The following is a 22,388-nucleotide window of genomic DNA, read 5'->3' as shown; positions in this document are numbered from 1 at the left end:
CGCCTGGCAAAAACCACCCCGGCCCCAAAGGGGGGGGGGCGGCCGGGCCCGGAAGGGGCGCGGGCTGCGCGAACCGCAGCCCGGTTCAAGGCGGTATTACAGTTCGATGCGCGTGCCGAGCAGCACGAGGAACTGGCGGATCCACTCAGGGTGAGCGGGCCACGCTGGCGCGGTCACGAATGGTGCATCGGTGACGGCGGCGTCGATCGGGATGTCCGCGTAGTCGGCGCCGGCCATCCTGACTTCGGCGGCGCAGGCCGGGTACGCGGAGATCCGCTTGCCGCGGATCACGTCGGCGGCGGCCAGCAACTGCGCCGCGTGGCAGACCGCCGCAACCGGTTTTTTCGCTTCGGCGAACTGGCGCACGATGTCGATGACTTTCTGGTTCATCCGCAGATACTCGGGCGCGCGGCCGCCGGCGATCGCGAGCGCGTCGTACCGGGTTGCATCGACGTCGTCGAAGGTGGCGTTGAGTGTGAACTGATGACCCGGCTTTTCGGTGTACGTCTGATCGCCTTCGAAATCGTGAATCGCGGTCTTGATCCGGTCGCCGGCTTTCTTGCCGGGACACACCGCATCGACCGTATGGCCAACTGCCTGCAGTGCCTGGAACGGCACCATCGTCTCGTAATCCTCGGCGAAATCTCCGGTCAGAAACAGGATCTTCTTCGCTGCCATCGCATGCCTCCAGTGGTGGGTGGAATACATCGAACGCTCCCGCAGTCTACTCCAGCGTGCATGACGGATGCGCGACCTGGCAGTTTCGCAGCCAGGTGGAATGTGCGCTGGATGAGTGCATGAAGCCAGACAAAGCGCGTGTGTTACGGACGGAACGGGCAACGGCGTATGATGGGCAGCGTTTCCGCATATCGAAGCCGCTCAGCCCGGCTCACTTCCGTAATGATCTCTTTCCGTTCCTCTCCTCTGATTCGCCGTACGGCGCTGGCGCTGGCCTTGCTCGGTGTGCTGGCCGCGTGCCAGAAGAACGACGCATCCGCTGGTCAGGTCGCCGGCAAGCTCGATGACGCCGCGCAGGTCGCGGGCCAGAAACTCGATCAGGCCGCAAGCTACGTGGGCCAGCAGGTCGACGCGACGCGCGCCACGGCCGAGCAGAACCTCAATTCCGCCGCCTCGGCGCCTTCGGTCAGGATCGATCCTGCCGATCTCGCATCGTCGGCGCAGGCGAACCTGCAGAACGCCGCCAGCGCCACCAGCGCGGCGATCGATCACGCGGCCTCGCTGACGGACGAAGGCCTGCAGACCACCGGGCGCAAGCTTCAGCAGTGGTCGAGCCAGAGCACGGCCGCCTCGTCGTCCGCTTCGACATCGACGTCCAGCTCGACGGATTCGACCGACGCCCAGAAGCAGATGGACAAATGACCGGCGATTTGACGTCAGTGTTAAATGTAATTACCATGGTTACACATCGTCGCCGGAAACAGTCGCTGTGAATACGAGTAGCCGGTTCGCTTTTGCCGTGCATGTGCTGGCGCTGCTGTCGCTGCAGGAGGGCGTGCCGCTGTCGTCGGACATGATTGCGGGCAGCGTGAACACCAATCCGGTACTGGTGCGCCGGCTGCTTTCGATGCTGTCCGCAGCCGGGCTCACCACGTCGCAACTGGGCGCGGGCGGCGGCGCATTGCTCGCGCGCGCGCCGCGGGACATCACGCTGCTGGAAATCTATCGCGCGGTCGACGATGCGCAACTCTTCGGGCTTCATCGCGAAGAGCCGAACCCGGCGTGCATGGTCGGGCGCAACATTCAAGTGGTGCTGCGCGGCATCATCGACGACGCGCAGCGGGCCATGGAAAGCTCGCTTGGAGCACGCACACTCGCGGATGCGACGGCGGATGTCGAGCGGGCAGAGCGACAGCGCGGGGGCAAGAAACGCGCGCGCGGTTAAAGGATTCGAAAGCAGGGATTTCCGCGCACAAGGCGCGGCAATGCAGGGTGCAGGATTCACACGGGGCGAAGCCCCTCTTTTTTCCTTGATATATGTAATCGATGTGGTTACATATAAATACTTAACGGGAGCATCAGGATGAGCAAGGCACTGAAAATCGCGCTGTTCGGCGCGACGGGCATGATCGGTTCACGCGCCGCGGCGGAAGCGGCGCGTCGCGGGCACACGGTGGTTGCGCTGTCGCGCAATCCGGAGCGCGTTTCGACGGGTGTCGCCAACCTGACGGCGGCGTCCGCGAATGTGCTCGATGCCGCGAGCGTGGCGGATGCGGTGCGCGGCAGCGACGTCGTCGCGAGTGCCTATGCGCCGCCGCAGGGGGACCTGGGCGCGATCGTGGCGGCATCGAAAGCGCTGGTCGACGGTGCGCGCACGGCCGGTGTGAAGCGTGTGGTGGTCGTGGGCGGCGCGGGCTCGCTCGAAGTCGCGCCGGGCACGCAACTGGTGGATACAGCCGGTTTCCCGGACGCCTACAAGGCGATTGCACTCGCGCACCGCGACGCGTTGGCGTATTACCGCACGGTCGGCGACCTCGACTGGACGTTTTTCGCACCTGCCGCGCTGATCGCGCCGGGCGAGCGTACGGGCACGTTCCGCACCGCTGCCAACGTGCTCGTCGCCGACAGGGACGGCAACAGCACGATCTCCGCCGAAGACTACGCCATCGCGTTCGTCGATGAAATCGAGCAGGGCCGCTTCATTCGTCAGATCGCGACGGCCGCGTACTGACGCTGACTGGCCCACTCGCGGGCAAACCGGCGCGGTTTCCCGCTGTTTCCAGCCCGCGCCGGTATCTGCAAGCGTTCTAACATCCGGTTACGCATGTAAGTATCGACGCACCGCAACTGCGACTACACTGGCATGTCCCGTTTTGTCACCGGATCTCATGAAGTCATGCCCGTCGCGGGGGGGGGCGCGGGCCCCGCCGCCGGGCCCGCCGCGCCCCGCCCCGCGCCCCGCCGCCCCCCCCGCGACCGGCCGCTCACGCCGTTTTGTCGCCATTTCCACATTCCCGCCGCCAGTCTGCTTCCGCGCGCGCGCCGTCGTGGTGCGCTGCGTGGTCTTCGGCTGTATGGCTGGCCTTCGTGCTGTGCGCTGTCTTGCTGACGGGCGCGCCGCAACTCGCGCGGGCGGCCGGCACGCCGGTGATTCCGGCGTTGCAGAGCCTGATCAACAGCGCGACCGCGTCATCCGCCGCGGCGGGCTCGGCGCCCGAGGCGGCGTCCGCGCCGACGCCTGCGAGCCAGGCCGAACTGTCGCGCTCGCTCGACAACGTCATCTCGACGCTCGATAACGACCGGCAGCGCACGGCGCTCGTCACGCAGCTGAAAAAGCTGCGCGACGTGTCGAAGACCGTGAGTCCCGTCGCGCCCGCGCAACCGGGGTCGGGTCTGCTCGGTGCGATCGCTTCGGGCATCGCATCGGTCGAAACCGACGTGAGCAACGGCCGCACGCCGCTGCGCTACTGGGCGGGGCGTTTCAACGCGGCGGGCAACGAGGTCTACACGATCGTCGCGAGTCAGGGCCGCGAGTCGTTCGGCCGCGTGCTGCTCGACCTCTTCACCATGCTGGCCGGCTGGGGCGCCTGCGCAGGCGGCCTGATCTATCTGCAAAAGCGGATGTACGCCCGTTTTGGCGTGGTCAATGAGCTGAAGCCGAATCCCACTACGCGCGAGTTGCTGATTTTCGCGCTCAGGCGAGTGGGGCCGTGGATCGTCGCGTTCGTCGCCGCGCTGCTCTTCGCGCGCGCGATGCCGGTCGCGCTCGGCCGCACGCTCGGCATGGTGATCACCTATGCGATCGTTGCCGGCGCGGTGTTCTCGGCGATCTGCCTGATCATGTTCTCGCTGTTCGGCTCCGGGCACCGGCGTGTCGCGGTGAGGCTGCTGCTCGCGCACGGTCGCCGTCTGCTGTTCGTGATCGGCATCTGCAGCGCGCTGGGCGACGCGGCCGTGAATTACGACGTCGCGCATCAACTCGGCCCGAACCTCGCGGCGCTGGTATCGACGGTGGCGAACATGACAGCCGCGCTACTCACCGGCTATTTCGCGCTTGCGTTCCGCCGTCCCGTCGCGCATTTGATCCGCAATCGCTCGTATGAGCAGCGGCACGGCCACAAGGCCGCCACCGATGCATTCGACGTGCTCGCATCGCTCTGGCATTTGCCGATGCTGTTGCTCGCGGCCGTCTCGGTGATCGCGACGATCGCTGGCATCGGCACGAGCGAAAACGTGTTGCAGATTTCCGTGTTGACGGCGCTGCTGCTGGTGCTGGCGTTCTTCATGAGCGCGATCGTGCTGCGCATCACGCGCCCCGGTGACGTCCGCCGCCGGCGTCGCTCGCCTTACGTGTCGCGTCTGTTGCGCTTCATCGGCACGTTGATGGTGCTGTTCATCTGGCTTGCATTCCTCGAATTCGCCGCGCGCCTGTGGGACATTTCCATCGCGGAATTCGTCGAGGAAAGCGTCACCGCGCGCGGCATCGCGCACGCGGTCACGGCGATCATCACCACGGTGTTCGTCGCGTGGCTGATCTGGATTCTGGTCGACACGGCGATTCTCGAAGCACTCAACCCGAGCAGCCCGCGCACGAAAGGGCGCAATACGAGCACGCGCGCGCGCACGATGTTGCCGCTCGTGCGCAACGCGCTGCTCGTGACGATCCTGATGATCGCCGGAATCGTGACGGCCGCGAATCTCGGTATCAACGTGACGCCGCTGCTGGCCGGCGCGGGCGTGATCGGACTCGCGATCGGTTTTGGCGCGCAGTCGCTCGTGACCGACCTGATCACCGGGCTCTTCATCATCATCGAAGATACGATTTCAGTGGGTGACTGGATCGATGTGGACGGCGGTCACGCCGGTACGGTCGAGCACCTGACGATCCGCACGGTGCGTCTGCGCGACGGGCAGGGCGCGATTCACGCCATTCCGTTCTCGCAGATCAAGATCGTGAAGAACCTGTCGCGCGATTTCGCGTACGCGGTGTTCGAGGTGCGCGTGCCGTTCTCCGCGGATGTCGATCAGGTGACGCACCTGATTCGGGAAGTCGGCGCCGATCTGATGGCCGATTTCCGCTATCGACGCGAAATGCTGGGCTCCGTCGAAGTATGGGGACTCGACCGTTTCGATCCGAACTGGATGGTCGTCAAAGGGCAGATCAAGACGCGGCCGCTGCAGCAATGGAGCGTCGCGCGCGCGTTCAATCTGCGCCTGAAGCGCAAGATGGACGATGCCGGCATCGAGATTCCGGTACCGCAGATGCGCGTCTATACGTCGACGAAGGATGAAGCCGGGGTCGATATCGAGCGGGAAGAAACGCACGCGGCGATGCACGCCACGGGCGCGGGCCATGCGCAGGCTTCGGCTGCTCCGGTCGTGGCGCCACGCGATGTGTCGCACGCGCCGCGTCCGGCGCCGCCATCCACGGGTGAAACGGCGCCCGTCGCGCCGCAGATCCCGACTGCCGGTGAGACCGGCAGAAACTAGCGACGCGACATAACCGTCATGCGAAGGTGCGCTCGGCCGCGCCTTCGGTCGCTGCGGCGACGCGGAGCAGATCGTTCACGTGCGTGGCGATCTGTTCGCCCTGCACGCCATACACGTGCAGCGACACCGCGCGTGCGTCACTGAGATTGCCGAGCTGATGAATGCCGGTTCGCCCGGCACGCGTGAACGACACGGCGCTGCGCTCGCGCGGATGAGTGCGCACTTCGGACGCGCACTGACCGGCCTCGTTCCATTCGAAAGCCGTCTCCGTGAGCGCGCCTTCAATGACGGCGTAGCCGCACCACGTGTGATGGGCGTGCACCGGGCTCATCTGGCCCGGCATCCAGACGAGGGCGGCGACAGCGTAACGGCCAAGCGGATCGGCGGCGAGCAGATGACGGCGATAGCCGTCAGGCGAGCCTTCGCGCTGCGTGGAGCCCAGCAGGGTGTCGTCAGCGATGGCTTCGGCCAGCGCGGCGCGCACGGCGCGTGCGAAATCCGCCTCGTGCGACGACTCGACGTGGCTGACGCAGCGGGCGGGGCCGCCAAAAGCATTGTCGAGCGAGCGACACAGCCGGTCGATGGCCGCGAGCGGCCGCATGGCCTGCTGCTCGCGCGCCTGAAGACGTCGGGTGTCCGCGCCAGCGAGCGTAAGGGTGGCACGGTCGGAGGGCATCAGGTTGGCGTCGTGACTCATGGCGGTATTGGATGTGTTGTTGTGTGGTGTTCGGACAACGACATTTATACCGGTTTGCACAGAGAAAGAGTTTCCATATAATTTCCCTTGATACCGTAAAAATAGAATAATTTTCTACCTGAGTGCCCTCATGGGAATGGACCTTATCGACCGGAAGCTGCTCGAACTGCTTCAGTCGGACGCTACGATGCCGGTCGCGGAACTCGCGCAGAAGGTGAACCTGTCGCAGACGCCTTGCTGGAAGCGCGTGCAACGGCTGAAGGAAGCCGGCGTGATTCGCGCGCAGGTGGCACTGTGCGACCCGCGCAAGCTGGGCGTCGGGACAACCGTGTTCGTGGCCGTGCGCACGAACCAGCACACCGAGGAATGGGCGCAGATGTTTACGCGCGCCGTACAGGCTATTCCCGAAGTGGTGGAGGTCTACCGCATGAGCGGGGAGACGGACTACCTGCTGCGCGTCGTGGTGTCCGACATCGACGATTACGACCGCGTCTACAAACTGCTGATTCATGCGGTGCCGCTCTACGACGTCAGCTCCAGTTTTGCGATGGAGCAGATCAAGTATTCGACGGCGTTGCCCGTGCGCGAGACGGCGATCACGTAGATAGCGCGGAGCACGTCGGCCATGCGAGTGCTGGCTGATTGCCCGGTGGCGGTCGACATGCAAAGCCAGCCGCGCGACCAGCGGCGTACTGCAAGCAGAGTGCAAGGACTGCGGGCGTAGAATGCCGCTTCCTTCGACACAACCCACCCTCTGGTGTTTTCATGAACGAACCGCGCAGGAAGAATCCGACTTTTGGCGTCGCCGTATTTATCGTGGTCGTCGTGCTGATCGTGATCGGGACGCTGGCCTATAACTCGATCAAGGACAAGCGCGAGTTCGACCAGCAAAATGCATCGGTGCCTCAGGCCGCCTCGCTCACAACAACGACGACCGGCACGACCGGCGCGACCGGCGCCTCGCAGTAACGCGGCATGCCGCGTTGGGTCAGGTCTGTCAGTCTTCCGGCAACCTGATCACGCTCGCGTCGCGGCGAATCTGCGAGGCCGCCGCGATCATCTGCTTGCACTGATGCGCGAGCTGTTTCAGGTCATGAACCGCGTCCGCCGAATAGCCCGCTGACTGTTCCGCTTCCACCACCGTGGTGTCGAGTTCGCGCGTCATCTGTTTCGCGATGTCGGCCTGATCGGCCGGCGGCGCGCTTCCCAGTTCGGCTTCGCTCAGGTTGTCCCGCACGAGGGTGAGCGCACGCTGCAGCGAGTTCAGCGACACGTCGTCTTTTTGCTGCGCCGCCGTGCGCAACAACGGCGCGGCGGCCGTGATGTGCGACGCGAGCACGTGACTGCGAACCAGCAGGTCATTCAGTTCGGGCACGAACTTCTGTACCGACTTCGGTTCGAGCATCATGCGCTGGAACGCCTGGCCGAGATTCGCAAACGCGACGTGCACGTTCTTGCGCGCGAGGCGATAACGGAAGTCGCGATCGAGCGCGTTAGTGGCGGCTGCGGCGGCGGGCGTCTTTGCGGAGGGCGTGGCGGTTGTTTTCGGCGACACGCCGGGCACAGCGGTTGCGGCGCCGGCGGCCGGATTGAGCGCCACGTTGCCCACGACTGACGGCGCGAGCACAGCCGTATCGCCGCCTGCCGACACTTCCGCCAGCGCCGCGACCGGTGCCCGTGCACCCGCTTCGGTTACCGCCGTCGCGGAAATGCCGGCGCTCGCCGCGGCAGGCTTGCCGCTCCACCACCAGCTCGCTTCCAGATACTGCCGGGTCGCCGAGATCATGTCGTTGACGAGCTTGCCCATCAGCCGGTATTCCCAGTACGGAAACAGATGACTCGCGGCGATCGCGATCGCGCAACCCACGACGGTATCGATCGCGCGCTCGCCGATGATGTGCAGGCTGCCCGGCGCGAGCAGATGAAACATCAACAGAACATACGACGACGTGAACACGACACTTGCCGTGTAATTGAACAGCAACAGGCTGTAGCTCATCACCATCGAGGCGAACATCACGATCAGCAGGATGTGCGGTTCCTTCACGAAGATCATCAGCGCGATACTGGCCGTGCAGCCGATCATCGTGCCGATGATCCGCTGCCCGTTGCGCTGCTTTGTCAGCGAATAGCCAGGCTTCAGGATGATGACGGTGGTCATCACGATCCAGTACGCGTTCGTGAGCGGCAGCAGACGGCCAAGCCAGAAGCCGACCGCGACCGCGATCGTCACGCGCAGCGCGTGCCTGAAACTCGGCGACGCCATGGTCAGGTTCGAGAAGATCTGCCGGAACGGTACGCGGCGGCTGGAGATGAAGCGTGACAGTGCCTGGTCGACACGGACTTCGGTTTCCGTCACGCTGGCGTCGTCAGCCAGGCTCTTCCGCATCCGGTCGATCAGACGCGTTGCGCTCCAGATGCGCCGGAAGGTCGCCGACACCGCGGCGTAGGCCTCCGGGTTTTTCGCCTGCACGTCCTGCTTGCGCAGCTGTTCGAGTTCGTATTCGATGGCCCGCAGTTCGGCTTTCGTGCTGATACGCAGGCGTGGCGGCCGGTTACGCAGTGCCGCGAGCCCGATGTCCTCGAGATCGGCTGCGACCTTGCGCATGAGATCCCGATAAAAGATCAGCAGGTCGGAGCCGCCAAACGTATTGCGCACCAGCGGATAGTCGGTGTGCGCCCCGACTATTAGTTCATGCAGATCGACCGTATTGATAAAGAGATTGAACAGGGCGGCACGGCGGCCGTCCATCCGGCCGCTTTTCAGTTTCGGCAGGTTGCGCAGTACGATGTCGCGAGCCGCATCCTGACGCTCGACCGCTGCGATCTGCCTCGCGACCAGATTGCGATAGCACTCGTCGAGATCGCGATCGAGGTCATAGAAATCGGAGCGGGCCAGCAGGTAATCGGCGCAGGCGAATACGCCTTCGGCGAGCGCCTGCTGTTCGATGCGGTGCATCTGCCAGCGGCTCACCAGCGTGGCCCAGTACGTGTACCACAGCCCGCCGAGCAGGATCCACGAGGCGTTGACGAGCGCCTGCACCGGCGTGAAGTGGTCCTCCAGCGTCATGATCATCATGAAGAGCGTCGCGAAGCTGATCTGCGGCCAGCGGTTGCCGTAGACGACGATCAGCGAGAGCACGAACGTAAGCGGGACGACGGTGCACCAGAGCGCCACGGAGTTGACCGTGGCGAGCCCGGTGGCGAGCGCGGAAAGAAACCCGATCACCGTGCAGGCAAGCATCTCGTTGTGCTTGTACTTGAGCGGGCCGGGCATGTCCACGACGCAGGCGCCGAGTGCGCCGGTGGCGATCGTGAACCCCAGGTCGCGGTTATGGAACACGACGAGGCAAAGCACCGCCGGCAACGATACGCCCACCGCAATGCGCAGTCCGCCATAGAAGTACTGGCTGTACAAAAATTTCTTGATTTCGACCGAATAGCGCATCGACTGCCTGAGCTTTACTGAGTGGAGGGGAAACGTAAAAACGCTTGAGGGGCCAGACTCAAGCTGCGTCGAGTCTAACTGATTTTGCACGTGCTCTGACCTCATCCATCCGGCCAGGTTCTACGCGATCCACGCCTTTGTTATGCTGTCGCCTCAATGTCTGTCGCCGTGTCCTGTCAGGGTCGCGGTGCCGCTTTCCCGGGTCCCATGCTCCAGCTCTTCTATTCGAACCGTTACGAGACGCTCGCAGCCGCGTTGCTCGATGACCTGTTGGCCGCGCCGTCCGATCCATGGGCGGCGCAGTCCGTCATCGTGCCGAGCGCCGCGGTGCGCCGCCAGCTCGAAATCGATATCGCGGAGCGGCATGGCGTCTGCGCGAACATCAACTTTGGCTATCTCGCGCAATGGCTATGGGCGCGTATCGACGGCGTGATTCCCGTGCCGGTTCATTCGCCTTTCGCGCCCGACCGGCTCGTGTGGCGTTGCTACCGTCTGCTGGGCGAACCGGCGGGCGAAGGCGATGGCGCGCCGTGGAACGCGTCGCCGCGTCTGCGCAGCTATCTCGACGCCGCGGATGCACCGATGCGCTACGAACTCGCACGGCGCATCGCAACGGTGCTGGATCATTACCTGACGTACCGGCCCGAGTGGCTGACGCAATGGCAGGCGGGCGGCTCGATCTTCGCGGGTGCGCCGGGGTCCGCACAGGATCGCGGCCCGCGGCTCACGGGTGGCACCGGGGCCCTCCGCGAGGACGAACGCTGGCAGGCCGCGCTCTGGCGCGCGCTTTCGATGGAAGTCGCGGGCAACGTGCCGTCGCCAGCCGATGCGGCGCCACCGGCCTACCGCTTTCTCGATCAGGTGCGCGCGCTCGATCTCGATGCCGTCGCGCGGGCGCGATGGCCGGAGTCGGTGAGTGTGTTCGCGCTGCCGACCATGCCGCCGCTGCACGTCGCGCTGCTGCGTGAACTGTCGCGCTGGGTCGACGTGCGTTTGTACGTGATGAATCCGTGCCGCGAGTACTGGTTCGATATCGTCAGCGAAGGCCGTATCGAATCGCTCGACGCGAAGGATCAGCTCGACTTCCAGGAGGTGGGTCATCCGCTGCTCGCGGAGTGGGGCAGACAGACCCAGGCGCAACTGCACATGCTGCACGAGCTGACGGAGAGCGCTGCGTCGAGCGAAGTGTCGCACTTCGTCGAAAATTCCGGTTCGAGCTGGCTTGCCAGCGTGCAGAACGCGATTCTCGATCTGCGCGACGAAGCCAACGGCGAGCGGCCCGCCGTGAATGGCATCGAGGTCCACGTGTGTCACAGCCTGTCGCGCCAGCTCGAAGTGCTGCACGACCGTCTGCTTGGCTGGTTCGACGAGTTCGACGACCTGCAACCGTCGGACGTGCTCGTCGCGTTTCCCGATCTCGGGGCCGCCGGTCCGCTGATCGACGCGGTGTTCGGCACGGCGCCGCCTGGGGACACACGGCGTATTCCGTATCGCATCACGGGCTTGCCGCCTTCGCAGGCCAATCCTGTCGCACGTGTACTGCTCGACTGGCTGGCGTTGCCGGAGCGCAGCGTGGGCGCACCGGAACTGGTCGAATGGTTGCGCGTCGATGCGATCGGCGCGCGCTACGGCATCGACGCAGTCGCGCTCGAAGCCGCGCAGGAATGGCTGGCGGCTGCTGGTGCGCGTCGCGGGCTCGCCCCGGTCGAGCCGGACGACGCAACGGTGCCCGTTGCCCGCCATACGTTTTCGGACGCGCTGACGCGCCTCTTTCTCGGCTACGCGATGCCCGATGGCGGCGACCCTGTCGATGCCTGGCTTCCCGTCGAAGGCGCTGACGGTTCCGATGCCGAACTGCTGGGGCGGCTCGCGCGCTTCGTCGACGATATCGACGCGTTCGCGCGCATTTGCGAGACGGAGCACACGCCGGCCGGATGGACCGGGTTGCTGCTCGAAACGCTCGGTCAGTGCTTCGACGGCGGCGTGCTGTTTGCCGATGCGCTCTCGGACGTGCGCGACGCGCTCGATGCAATGGGCGCCGCGATGCATGCCGGTGCTGAACATCTGACGTTGCCGGCAGCGGTGGTGCGCACCGCGTTTGCCGAAGCGCTCGACGATCCCGCACGCGGCGGTGTGCCGTGGGGCAGCGTGACGTTTTCGTCGCTAACAAGCCTGCGCGGATTGCCGTATCGCATCGTGTGTCTGCTCGGCATGGACGACGGTGTGCTGCCAAGCCTCGCCCGCGCCGATGAGTTCGATCTGATGGCGGCGTTCGGCAAGGCCGGGGACCGCCAGCGGCGCGATGACGAACGCAACCTGTTCCTCGATCTCGTACTGGCCGCGCGCGACCGTCTGCTGATCGGCTATACAGGGCGCAGCATTCGCGACAATGCGCCGTTACCGCCGGCCGCGCTGGTCGATGAATTGCTCGATCACCTTGCGCGTGCCTCGTCGGAGCCGGATGCAACGCCGGCCGAAATGGATCTTGCGCGGCGCGCATTCATCGTCGAGCATCCGCTGCAGCCCTTCGCATCGGATTACTTCGAGTCGAACAACGGTCTTTTTACCTACGACGCGGACCGCGCGGAGCTTGCTGGTTTGCTGACCGCACCGTCGCAGGTAGCCGTCGCGCCGTTCTTCGCACAACCGTTGCCAGTCGAGGCGGCAGCGCCCGTTGCGTTCGACGGTTTTCTGCACTTCTGGCGTCATCCCGCGCGCGCGATCCTGCGCGACCGGCTTGGCATTGTGCTGTCGGATGCGCAGGGAGAACTGCTCGATGTCGAGCCGTTCGAACTCGACTATGCGGGCCGCGACACGCTGGCTGACCGGTTGCTCCCCGGGCTGCTCGAACGCGATGAAGGCGGCGATGCGTTTGCGCGGGCGCGTCGCGTGGCGGAAGCGAGCCCGGAGTTGCCCGGTGGTGCGACGGGCGCCGTGTGGCGCGCGCGCGAGCTTGGCGCGCTGTGCCATCTGGCGGAGCGCGTGCGAAGTGAGCTCGCCACGGGTGTCGAGCGTTTGCCTTTTGCGCTCAATATCGTCCCGGTCTGGCCCGACACCGGCGACGTCACATTGTTCGGCGAGCACGACACGATGCTTCGGCAGGCAGCGCTTGAATCGCCATTCCAGCTGCATGGCACGCTCAACCTGCTCACGGAGGCCGGTCAGGTCCTGTTTCGATATGCACGCCCTTCGGCGCGCGATTATCTGTCGGCGTGGCTTGCGCATCTTGTCTACTGCGCGGCATACCCGTCCGGCCCACGGCGCACCGTGTGGCATGGCAGCGGCGAGACTTTCGAACTCGCGCCCGTCGATTCACCGCTCGACGAACTCGCGCCGCTCGCCGCGCTGTATCGGGCCGGGCGCATGTTGCCGTTGCGCTTCTTTCCGAAAAGCGCGTGGGCCAGGATCAGCAACGGCGAGTCGGCTGCCCAGGGCGCGTGGATCAACGACCGCGTGCGTGGCGAATCCGAAGATGCGGCGTTGCGGGTCGCGTTGCGCGGCATACCGCTGACGCTCGACGAGCCGTTCGGCACGCTCGCCGCGATTGTTTTCAAACCGCTTGTCCAGCACCTGCGGAGCGGATCATGAGCGGCGCGTCATGGGTGCATGAAACCGCGACGCAGGAGCTCGATGTTTTCGCGTGCGCGCTCGACGGCGTGAACCAGATCGAGGCTTCGGCGGGAACTGGCAAGACCTGGAATATCTGCGCGCTGTACGTGCGGTTGCTGCTCGAAAAGAAGCTGAACGCCGACCAGATTCTCGTGGTCACCTTCACGAAGGCGGCGACAGCTGAATTGCACGAACGCATTCGCGGACGGCTCGCCGAGCTGGACCGCGCAATCGAAACCGGTGATGACAGCGGCGACCCGTTTATCGCGCGGCTGTTCGAGACCACGCTCGCACCGGAAAATGGTATCGACCTTGCCGACGCGGCGAAGATCGTGCGTCGCGCGTTGCGCACGTTCGATCAGGCAGCCATTCATACGATTCACGCGTTCTGTCAGCGTGCGCTGCAGGAAGCACCGTTCGCCGCGGCCATGCCGTTTGCCTTCGATATGGAAGCCGATGACGCCGCATTGCGCTTCGAACTCGCCGCCGGTTTCTGGCGTCAGCGTGTCGAGCCGCTCGCGGCTTTGCATCCCGCGTTCGCGTCCTGGCTCGTGGCAAGGCATGCGGGGCCCGCGTCACTCGACGAGCAACTCGCGCGGCGTCTCAAGAAGCCGCTTGCCCAGTTGCGCTGGAGCGGTCTCGACCTCGCTGATGCGTCGGATGCATCCGGGGCGTCCGGCGCGCATGCCATGCAGGCGCGCTTCGACAACGCGCACGAACTCTGGCGCGCGCAGCGTGATGCAGTCGCCGGATTGCTGGCCACGGCGCAGGAGCGTCTGAGCCGGACAACGCACAAGCCCGAGCAGGTGAGCGTCGCGATCTCCGCGTGGACTGAATACTTCGCCGGCGGCGATCCTCACGAGGCGCCGCCCAAAGCCGCGCTGAAGCTGACCGCATCCGCACTGAAGAAGGCGACGAAGGTCAAATTCGAGCCGCCGGAGCATCCGTTCTTCGCGCTGGCTGAAGAGCTTGCGGCTGCGGTCGTCGCATCGGAGGCGATGCAGCGGGTGCGCTGGCTCACGCTCGTCCAGACGTGGCTCGACACCGCGCCGGTTGAGTTGAGCGCGCGCAAGCGCACGCGCCGGGTGGTGTCGTTCGACGATCTCCTGTCGAACCTGTATTGCGCGCTCGCATCGCATCCGTGGCTGGCCGACGCGTTGCGTGCCCGCTATCCGGCCGCGTTGATCGACGAGTTTCAGGACACGGACCCGCTGCAGTTCGCGATCTTCGATCGCATTTTCGCGCCGGCGGGGCCGCTTTTTCTCGTCGGCGATCCGAAGCAGGCGATCTACAGCTTCCGCGCGGCCGATCTGCACACGTATCTGGCGGCGCGCGATGCCGCGTCCGCCCGCTATACGCTCGCCGTCAACCAGCGTTCGACGCCGCCCATCGTCGAGGCCTGCAACCGGATTTTCGCGGCGAATCCACGAGGGTTCGTGCTGGAAGGGCTCGACTACCATCCGGTGCGCGCGGGCGAGCGGCAACGTCCGCCGTTCGTCGACCGTCACGGCGCGGGAGCGGACTTCCGTGTGTGGATGCTGCCGCAAGGCGAAGCTGCGTTGAACAAGCGCCAGGCACAGTATCAGGCGAGCGAGGCGTGCGCGGCGGAGATCGTGCGTCTGCTGCGCGGCGCGCGCGAAGGCTTCGTATCGATCGGTGGCGTGCCGCTTGCGCCGGCCAGCATTGCCGTGCTCGTGCAGACGCACCGGCAGGGGAGTCTCGTCAAACGGTCGCTGGCGGCGTGGGGTGTCGGCAGCGTCGAACTGGCCCAGGCGTCGGTATTCTCGACGCTGGATGCCGGGCAGATCGGGCGCGTGCTGGCGGCAGTCGACACGCCAGGGGATCTGCGCCGGCTGCGGGCCGCGCTCGCCACCGACTGGTTCGGGCTCGACGCCGCGGCGTTGTGGCGTCTCGAACAGATCGCGGAAGCGCCTCAGGCGTTGGACGACCCCGCGCATGCGGCCGATGCGATGAGCTGGGTCGAGCGTTTTTCGCGCTACCGGACGCTCTGGCACGAACGCGGCTTCGCGGTGATGTGGCGCACGCTGATGCGCGAGCTTCACGTCGCGCAGCGGCTGGTGACAGGCGTGGATGGCGAGCGCCGTCTGACCGATATCAACCATCTCGCCGAACTCGTGCAGGCGCGCGCGGCGACGCAGCCGGGCATCGCGCCGACGCTGCGCTGGCTTGCCGCTCAACGCACGCAGGGCGGCGGCGAAGAGGCGCAGCTGCGTCTCGAATCCGACCGCAATCTCGTGCAGATCGTCACGGTGCACAAGTCGAAGGGTCTCGAATACGCGGTCGTATTCTGCCCGTTTCTCAATGATGGCAAGTTGCGCGAGCCGCCTTCCTCGGGTCTGCCGGACGCGCGTGAGTATCACGATGACGAAGGCGCCGCCGTGCTGCATTACGGTTGCGACGACGATGAAGCGGAGCGCGCGCAGCGTTCTGCCACGCGTGAACAGGCGGCCGAGCGGGCGCGGCTCGTGTACGTGGCACTCACGCGCGCGGTGTATCGCTGCTATCTCGTCGGTGGCGTCTATCTGGCGTCGCGTGCGACCAGGGAGTCGCGCCGTAGCGTGCTGAACTGGCTGGTGGCGGGCGAGGGCTACACGTTCGACGGCTGGCTCGCTGACCCGCCCGATGAAGGCGTGCTGCAGGCGCGCTGGCAGGCACTCTCCGGCGGACCGGTTTCGGTCGAACCGTTGCCGGCGCTGATGCGTCGCGTGCCACTCGAAAGCCAGCAGGGCGACAGCGCGAACATGCGGTCGCGCACGAACCGCCGGCTGTTGCGCGATCAATGGCGCATTGCCAGCTTCAGTGGGCTCGTCGCGGCGGGCGCGCGTACTGAAGAGGCCTTTACACCGACTGGGGAAGCGCGTCCCGATCACGATGAGGTCGTCGATGTGGCGGCGGGCGTGAGCGCCGCGCCGGTTATCGCCCAGCGTCCGGTGCACGGGCCGGACGACATCCTCGGCTTTCCTCGTGGAGCCGCCGCCGGCGAGTGTTTACACCTGATGTTCGAACTGGCCGATTTCTCCGATCCCGCAACCTGGCCCACCGCGATCGAACGCGCGTTGCGCGAGCGGCCTGCGCCCGCGCTGCCAGAACTGGCGCGCCAGATGCCTTCGATGATGCACGCGCTGCTGACGGACATCGTCGCGACCGAACTCGTGCCCGGCATGACGCTCGCTGCGTTGGACCCGCAGCGTCGGCTGAACGAGCTCGAGTTCCTGTTTCCCGCGCACGCGCTGGATTTTTCCGCGCTGCGTGCACTGCTGGTGTCGCACGGCTATCCGGACGTCGCGCTGGAAATGGGCGCATTGCGCGGTTTCGTCAAAGGATTTATCGACATGATCGTCGAGCACGATGGCCGCTACTGGATCGTCGACTGGAAATCGAATCACCTGGGCGATACGCCGGATGATTACGATGCGGCTTCGCTGAATGTGGCGATGGCGGACCACGCGTATCACCTTCAGGCGCTGCTCTATACGGTTGCGTTGCATCGCTATCTGCGGACACGCGTGCGCGACTATGCATACGACACGCATATCGGGGGCTACCTGTATCTCTTCGTGCGGGGCGTGCGGCCTCAGTGGCGTAATGGCGGTGGTGCCGCCGGTGTACACGTGCGCACGCCATCGGCGCAACTTGTCTTTGCGCTCGATGCCCTGATGGACGGAGGCGCGCCATGAGCGCATTCGAACCGCCGCCGCTCGATATCGAGGTCACGCTGCCGACGCCGGCAGATTTCAGCACGGCGCTCGCCGAAGGTTTCGCGCGGCGGCTCGGCGTGCTGGCGCGCCGGCTCGGCGGCAACGCGGCCAGTGTGCGCTGGGCGCAGCGGGCGGCGTTTGCCGTCAGTCGCGCAACGTCTGAGGGACACGTCTGCGTGCCGCTCGATGTACTTGCCGCGCGCTATGAAACGCCGGAAGCGGATGTGCGCGCGGCGCTGGCGGCAAGCGGAATCGCCTGTGACGGCTCGGCGGAAGCGGCGGCGCTGCGGCCGCTCGTCGTCGACGCGCAGGGCCGTGTATTTCTCGCCCGTTACTACGAGCACGAGCGGCAGCTTGCACGCGCGCTTGTCGCGCATGCGGGGCGCGACGACGGGCCATCCGCGTCGGCGATGCACGACGTGGCGCAAGACGCGGACGCGCTCCGCGCGCGGCTGCTGCGCTACTTTGGTCCGCCGCGCGATGACGAACTCGACTGGCAGCGCGTCGCCGCGGTCATGGCGTTGTCGGGTCGTCTCACGATCGTGAGCGGTGGCCCCGGTACGGGCAAGACGACGACCGTCGTGGGCGTCCTTGCGTGTCTTCTCGACGCGGCGCCCGATTTGCGCATCGCGCTCGCCGCGCCTACCGGCAAAGCCGCGCAGCGCATGCAGGAAGCGCTGCTCGCCCGCGCTGGCGACCTGCCGCCAGAGATCGCCGTGCGGCTGCCGCAGACGTCCAGTACGCTGCATCGGCTGCTCGGCGGCGGGCCGGGCGGCCGCTTCAGACATCATCGCGACAATCCGCTGCCGTTCGACGTGATCGTGATCGATGAAGCATCGATGATCGACGTCGCGATGGCCGCGCATCTGCTCGACGCGATTGCGCCACGGACGCGTCTCGTGATGCTGGGCGACAAGGATCAACTCGCGGCGGTCGAGGCAGGCGCCGTGTTCGCCGAACTCAGCGCGCGTCCGGTGTTCAGCGCCGACGGAATCGCTCGCGTCGCGGCGGCGCTGGATATCGGCATCGCGCAACTCACCGCGGCTCTACCGGGGACGGCGTCCGGCACGGCTTTCTCGTTGGTGCCGTCGGCGGTGCTGAAGGCGTCGAACGCAGAAGGATCGACATCAGCACTATTCGAAGACGACCGGTCCGGCATGACTGCATACGAGGACGGTCGCGCCACCCACCCTGCGCCCGCGCCGACCGGAGGGCCGCTCGCCGACGCCGTCGTCTGGCTCGAGCGCAACTACCGGTTTCGTCTGGATTCGGCGATCGGCCGCCTGTCGCTCGCGATTCGAGGCGGCGATCCACAGGCCGTGCTCGACACGCTCACACCGAACCCTGACGCGCCGTGCGCGGCCGCGCTCCACGAAGACGCGTCGCCTGCCTTGAGCGAGCGCACCGTCGCGCGACTCGCGGCCGGTTTCGCGCCGTACGCCGAAGCGCTCGCGAATGCGCTTGCTTCCGGCGCTCCAGATCCCGCGCCGCTCTTCGAGGCGCTGAATCGTTTTCGCATTTTGTGCGCAACGCGCTCTGGGCTTCGCGGCGTCGAGCAGGTCAACACGCTGATGGCGGCTCAGGTGCGCCGTATGGCGCGTGTTCCGTTGACCGTCGGCGCCGGCTGGTTCGCGGGCAGGCCGGTGATGGTCACGCGCAACGATTACGCGCTTGGCCTTTTCAACGGCGACATCGGTATTGCGCTGCCAGGCGCGGATGGTGCGCTGCGCGTGTACTTCTGGACGGGCGACGGCAGTTCGCGCGCCGTGTCACCGGCGGCGTTACCGCCTCACGATACGGCCTTCGCGCTCACGGTCCACAAGTCACAGGGGTCGGAGTTCGAGCACGCCGCGCTCGTGCTGCCGACGGCGTTTAGCCGCGTGCTGTCGAGGGAGCTCGTTTATACGGCGATCACGCGCGCGCGTGAGCGGGTGGAAGTGATCGGCTCACGCGCGATACTGGCGCAGGCGATCGCCGCGCCAACGCAGCGCGACTCCGGTCTCGCTGCACGTATCGAGGAGGCAATGGCGCGCGAGTCGTGACGCGTGACTGGCCGCGCCGCGGCGCATCTCGATCCGTGCCAGCGGGCGCCACTGCATGCGGCATGCTTCGCCGGATCGCCTCGGCACAGGCTATGTCGTGAGCGGGGCCGTTCCACACGTACACTCGCTGACCGGGGCGATACCTGAGAACACCCTATTCAGCAAAACCGCCCGTGGCGTTGCCCGTCTCCGAAGCGCGCTGGCGAAGACTTTTCCGGTACCACAACGTCCACAGCAGCAACGTGCCGTAGATGCCGTAACTCACAAACGGCGACACGACCAGAAAGCGCTCGACGGGCCACGTCATCGCCATGAAGGCGCGCAGCGCGGTTTCGACCGTCAGTCCCGCGCCCCACACGAGCGTCATCAGCCGAAGCGCGGATGCGAAAGCAGGGCGCGCGTGCCACAGTGCGTCGATCTGCGCGGCGCCGTCCGCCTTTTCGCGCGCGACGGTCGCCCGGGCGAGATAGAACACGAGCGGTCGTCGCATCACGAGCGAAACCAGGAACGCGACGCCGACCGCGCCCGACACCAGCGATTCCCGCAGCAACAGCATGCGCGGACTGCCGCCTGCCGCCATCGCCGCGATCGACAGCACGATGCCGAGCAGCACCAGCACGCTGAGCGCATCGACGCGGCGAAAGCGCGCGAGTTCGACGACGCTCCAGATCACCGGCGGCACCGCCGATGCGATGAGGCCGCCCGTTTCTCCCCAATGTGGCGCGGCGAGGCGATATGCAAGCCACGGCAGCGCCAGGTTCACGACCAGTTCCAGCAAAAAGCTCGCGCGTATTTTCATGCTGATCCGTCAGCTCTCAAGGTGTCGCAAGTATCGTGAGCGCACCGGTTGCCGGCAAATGTTTTTTATTCGATGCGCCCGGTCCGCGACGCGGGTAAAGTGCCGCGCATACGACAGGACGCCGTGCCATCGCTTTGGCGGTGCGGTCCTCACGTGCACGATTCTCCGGGGCTTCGTGCGAAACGCACGGCGACGGCTGCCCAGGCTATCCTCGCATTTGATCGAAATCCATCCGAGCCATGACTTCCCGTTACCCGGTCCCACTGAATGAAATCGAACTGACGGCCGTTCGCGCGCAAGGAGCGGGCGGGCAGAACGTCAACAAGGTGTCGAGCGCGATTCATCTGCGCTTCGACGTGCGGGCGTCGTCGTTGCCGGACGTGCTCAAGATGCGCCTGCTCGCGCTGTCGGATCATCGTTTGACGCGCGACGGCGTCGTGATCATCAAGGCGCAGGAACACCGGACGCAGGAGATGAATCGCGCAGCCGCGCTGGCACGGCTCGACCAGCTGATCGAAAGTGTCAGCGTCAGTCGCAAGGCGCGCGTCGCGACACGTCCGACGCGAGCATCGAACCGGCGCAGGCTCGATGGAAAAACAAAACGCGGTGAAATCAAGGCAGGCCGCGCACGCATCGACGACTGAGGTGTCCGCGCGCCGGCGAACTCAGCGCGTCGTGTCGCGCGATTTCCCGGATCGGTCAGGCAGAAAATCCGCGCAGAATACATCCGGGCCTTCGCTGCCATCGGCGCTATCGATGGTGATGGCGGCGGTATAGCAATCGTCGCCCTCGGTGAGCGAATAGTGCGGCCCCATCAGAGCGACGCGCCCAGGTGTTGCCAGCGCGTGACGGAAATACGCGCGCCGTGACCAGTTGCTATGCGTATCGGGAAAGAGCGGCGCAAGACGATCTGGCGGCGGCGCGAGATCCTTCGCGGTGACGGACGGCTGTTCCTGCAGCCCATGCGAGTTGAGGACGAAGATGCGTCGTGCGTCGCTCACGGTGAAAACGTGCTCCGCCGCCTGCGCGAGATTCCGCGTCGCCGAATACACGCTCGCGCCCGCGCGCACCGCTTCGGCATAGGTCTCGAAACCCAGTTGCTGGTGGCGCCTGTTCGCGCGGTCATACGCCTCGTATTTGCTCCACATCGAATCGATCAGCTCCGGTGCGCCGTTACCGGCCGCCCGCACGGACGCCTGTGGCTTGCCGAACCAGTATCCCTGCACGAAATCCACGTCGGCCTGCATGAGAATCATCAGCTCGTCATCGGTCTCGACACCTTCGGCGAGCACGAGCGTGCCGGCCTGATGCAGCATCGCGATCAGATGCATCATCAGTGATTCATCGCCGTCACGCTTGCCGGCGCGCGCGATCAGCGAGCGGTCCAGCTTGACGATATCCGGACGCAGCCGCCACACGCGGTCGAAGTTCGAAAAGCCGGTGCCGAAGTCGTCGATCGCGATCAGAAAGTCGCGCGGCCTGGCAGCGGCGAGCGTGCGCGCCACGGCCTCTTCATCGCCGGCGGGCTGCTCCAGCAGTTCGATCACGATGCGCTCGAGAGGCAGGCCGAAATGAGTGGACAGTTCGTCGATAAACGCGCGATGCGGCCACTTCGTTTCGAAAACCTGCGGCAGTGCGTTCAGAAACAGCCAGCACGCATCGATTTTCTGTTCGACGAAATTCGCGACGTGCAGACAGCGCGAGAGCCGGTCGAGGATCGGTGCGTTGGCGTGAACCTGCGCCTGTGAGAAGAGTGCTTCGGGTGTGACCGGGTTGCCCGCCGAATCGGTCGCGCGCAACAGCGCCTCATAGCCGACGATGCGTTGATGCGTGATCGACAGCACCGGCTGGAACACGCTGTGCAGCGTGATGGAACGCCAGTTGGCCGACCAGCCGTCCCCCGCCCGGACGATGCGGGGCAAGAGGCGGCCAAGCGTCAGTTCGTCGATGGTGGACATCCGGGTTTGTGATGGGCAAGGTGCTTCGGCATGCTGCCGGCCGCGCATTTTCGCGCGTTTTCTCGATACCGGCCGGCGAAAGCCCCGCCTGCGCGCGGCTGCGTAACCTGTGCCTGAAGGCATGCTCCAGCGATCTCGCGTGGAACGCCATGCAGACCTGGGGTCGAAAAGAGTCTATCAGTTCATTTGCCAGATGAGTGTTCGGCGGGCCACAGAATCCAGTGTTCAGCGCGTTGGCGACGCCGCGGGTATGCTGCTGCTTTTCTGGAATGGAGAGCGATATGTCGGAAGTGGCGGTGGTGGCAATCTCGGTAGCGAAGCCGGGCTGCGAGGAACAGTTGCGCGAGGCAATGGTGGGGATAGTCGGGCCGACGCGCAGGGAGCCAGGTGCGCTGCAATACGATCTGCATCGCGATGTGAAGGAACCGCGCCGCTTCGTGTTTGTCGAGCGCTGGGAGAGCGAGGCCGCACTCGCCGCGCACGCAAAGTCCGCGCATATCGCTGCCTACAAGGCAGCGACCGTGGACTGGGTCGAACTCTTCGAAATTCGCGTCGTCTCGAAGATCGCGTGATGACGTGGCCGGAGGCATCTGGCTGCATGCCGGTGACGGATCAGGCGACCCCGGATGGACCGACGGCGGGCATATGCCCGCCGTCGTTGTTCTGGC

The 22,388-nt window shown here is 65.6% G+C and carries 16 protein-coding genes; 11 read left to right on the top strand and 5 right to left on the bottom strand.

Annotation, left to right across the window (positions count from 1 at the left end; all coding sequences use genetic code 11):
* Window positions 1-96: 96 nt before the first annotated feature.
* A complete protein-coding gene (locus tag LPA37_RS25470) occupies window positions 97-678 on the bottom strand; it encodes a DJ-1/PfpI family protein (protein ID WP_228982681.1) in 582 nt (193 codons plus the stop codon).
* A 222-nt stretch (window positions 679-900) separates the two neighbouring features.
* Here LPA37_RS25470 and LPA37_RS25465 point away from each other — a divergent pair, with 222 nt between their 5' ends.
* The 4 genes from LPA37_RS25465 (at window position 901) to LPA37_RS25450 (ending at window position 5,448) form a co-directional block, all read left to right on the top strand.
* A complete protein-coding gene (locus tag LPA37_RS25465; RefSeq protein ID WP_228982683.1) occupies window positions 901-1,380 on the top strand; it encodes a hypothetical protein in 480 nt (159 codons plus the stop codon).
* Between the two features lie 67 nt (window positions 1,381-1,447).
* On the top strand, window positions 1,448-1,903 hold the full coding sequence (locus tag LPA37_RS25460; protein ID WP_228982684.1) for an Rrf2 family transcriptional regulator: 456 nt from the start codon (window positions 1,448-1,450) through the stop codon (window positions 1,901-1,903).
* Between the two features lie 138 nt (window positions 1,904-2,041).
* On the top strand, window positions 2,042-2,689 hold the full coding sequence (locus tag LPA37_RS25455; RefSeq protein WP_229014028.1) for an NAD(P)-dependent oxidoreductase: 648 nt from the start codon (window positions 2,042-2,044) through the stop codon (window positions 2,687-2,689).
* 356 nt (window positions 2,690-3,045) lie between these two features.
* Window positions 3,046-5,448: a mechanosensitive ion channel family protein gene (locus LPA37_RS25450; RefSeq protein WP_229014027.1), complete on the top strand. Its 2,403-nt coding sequence runs from the start codon at window positions 3,046-3,048 to the stop codon at window positions 5,446-5,448.
* A gap of 16 nt (window positions 5,449-5,464) precedes the next feature.
* Here LPA37_RS25450 and LPA37_RS25445 read toward each other — a convergent pair whose 3' ends face one another.
* On the bottom strand, window positions 5,465-6,145 hold the full coding sequence (locus tag LPA37_RS25445) for a cysteine dioxygenase family protein (protein ID WP_407672621.1): 681 nt from the start codon (window positions 6,143-6,145) through the stop codon (window positions 5,465-5,467).
* 130 nt (window positions 6,146-6,275) lie between these two features.
* Here LPA37_RS25445 and LPA37_RS25440 point away from each other — a divergent pair, with 130 nt between their 5' ends.
* Complete coding sequence (locus tag LPA37_RS25440; RefSeq protein WP_228982689.1) at window positions 6,276-6,749, top strand: Lrp/AsnC family transcriptional regulator; 474 nt, start codon at window positions 6,276-6,278, stop codon at window positions 6,747-6,749.
* Between the two features lie 161 nt (window positions 6,750-6,910).
* A complete protein-coding gene (locus LPA37_RS25435) occupies window positions 6,911-7,114 on the top strand; it encodes a hypothetical protein (protein ID WP_228982690.1) in 204 nt (67 codons plus the stop codon).
* 28 nt (window positions 7,115-7,142) lie between these two features.
* Here the strand turns inward: LPA37_RS25435 and LPA37_RS25430 are convergent, their stop codons facing one another.
* A complete protein-coding gene (locus tag LPA37_RS25430) occupies window positions 7,143-9,593 on the bottom strand; it encodes an FUSC family protein (RefSeq protein ID WP_229014026.1) in 2,451 nt (816 codons plus the stop codon).
* A 207-nt stretch (window positions 9,594-9,800) separates the two neighbouring features.
* Between LPA37_RS25430 and recC the strand changes: the two genes are divergently transcribed.
* Genes recC through LPA37_RS25415 form a run of 3 tightly spaced genes read left to right on the top strand, consistent with a single transcriptional unit; the run spans window position 9,801 to window position 18,963 of the window.
* The gene (recC, locus tag LPA37_RS25425; protein WP_229014025.1) at window positions 9,801-13,181 is read left to right on the top strand and encodes an exodeoxyribonuclease V subunit gamma; all 3,381 of its coding nucleotides are present in this window, start codon (window positions 9,801-9,803) and stop codon (window positions 13,179-13,181) included.
* Window positions 13,178-16,900 (top strand): exodeoxyribonuclease V subunit beta, encoded by a 3,723-nt coding sequence (gene recB, locus LPA37_RS25420; protein ID WP_229014024.1) that lies wholly within the window; start codon window positions 13,178-13,180, stop codon window positions 16,898-16,900. The genes recC and recB overlap by 4 nt, the downstream gene beginning before the upstream one ends.
* Window positions 16,897-18,963: an AAA family ATPase gene (locus tag LPA37_RS25415; protein WP_229014023.1), complete on the top strand. Its 2,067-nt coding sequence runs from the start codon at window positions 16,897-16,899 to the stop codon at window positions 18,961-18,963. The genes recB and LPA37_RS25415 overlap by 4 nt, the downstream gene beginning before the upstream one ends.
* A gap of 154 nt (window positions 18,964-19,117) precedes the next feature.
* Here the strand turns inward: LPA37_RS25415 and LPA37_RS25410 are convergent, their stop codons facing one another.
* On the bottom strand, window positions 19,118-19,762 hold the full coding sequence (locus LPA37_RS25410; protein WP_229014022.1) for a VC0807 family protein: 645 nt from the start codon (window positions 19,760-19,762) through the stop codon (window positions 19,118-19,120).
* A 239-nt stretch (window positions 19,763-20,001) separates the two neighbouring features.
* Here LPA37_RS25410 and arfB point away from each other — a divergent pair, with 239 nt between their 5' ends.
* A complete protein-coding gene (gene arfB, locus LPA37_RS25405; protein ID WP_228982708.1) occupies window positions 20,002-20,406 on the top strand; it encodes an alternative ribosome rescue aminoacyl-tRNA hydrolase ArfB in 405 nt (134 codons plus the stop codon).
* A gap of 21 nt (window positions 20,407-20,427) precedes the next feature.
* Here arfB and LPA37_RS25400 read toward each other — a convergent pair whose 3' ends face one another.
* Window positions 20,428-21,720: an EAL domain-containing protein gene (locus LPA37_RS25400; protein ID WP_228982713.1), complete on the bottom strand. Its 1,293-nt coding sequence runs from the start codon at window positions 21,718-21,720 to the stop codon at window positions 20,428-20,430.
* A gap of 281 nt (window positions 21,721-22,001) precedes the next feature.
* Between LPA37_RS25400 and LPA37_RS25395 the strand changes: the two genes are divergently transcribed.
* Complete coding sequence (locus tag LPA37_RS25395; protein ID WP_228982714.1) at window positions 22,002-22,292, top strand: putative quinol monooxygenase; 291 nt, start codon at window positions 22,002-22,004, stop codon at window positions 22,290-22,292.
* The last annotated feature ends 96 nt before the right edge of the window (window positions 22,293-22,388 follow it).

This window comes from Paraburkholderia gardini (assembly GCF_907164545.1).
Taxonomy (GTDB): Bacteria; Pseudomonadota; Gammaproteobacteria; order Burkholderiales; family Burkholderiaceae; genus Paraburkholderia; species Paraburkholderia gardini.
Note: the sequence above shows the minus strand (reverse complement) of the source record. Positions and strands in the feature narration are given on the sequence as shown.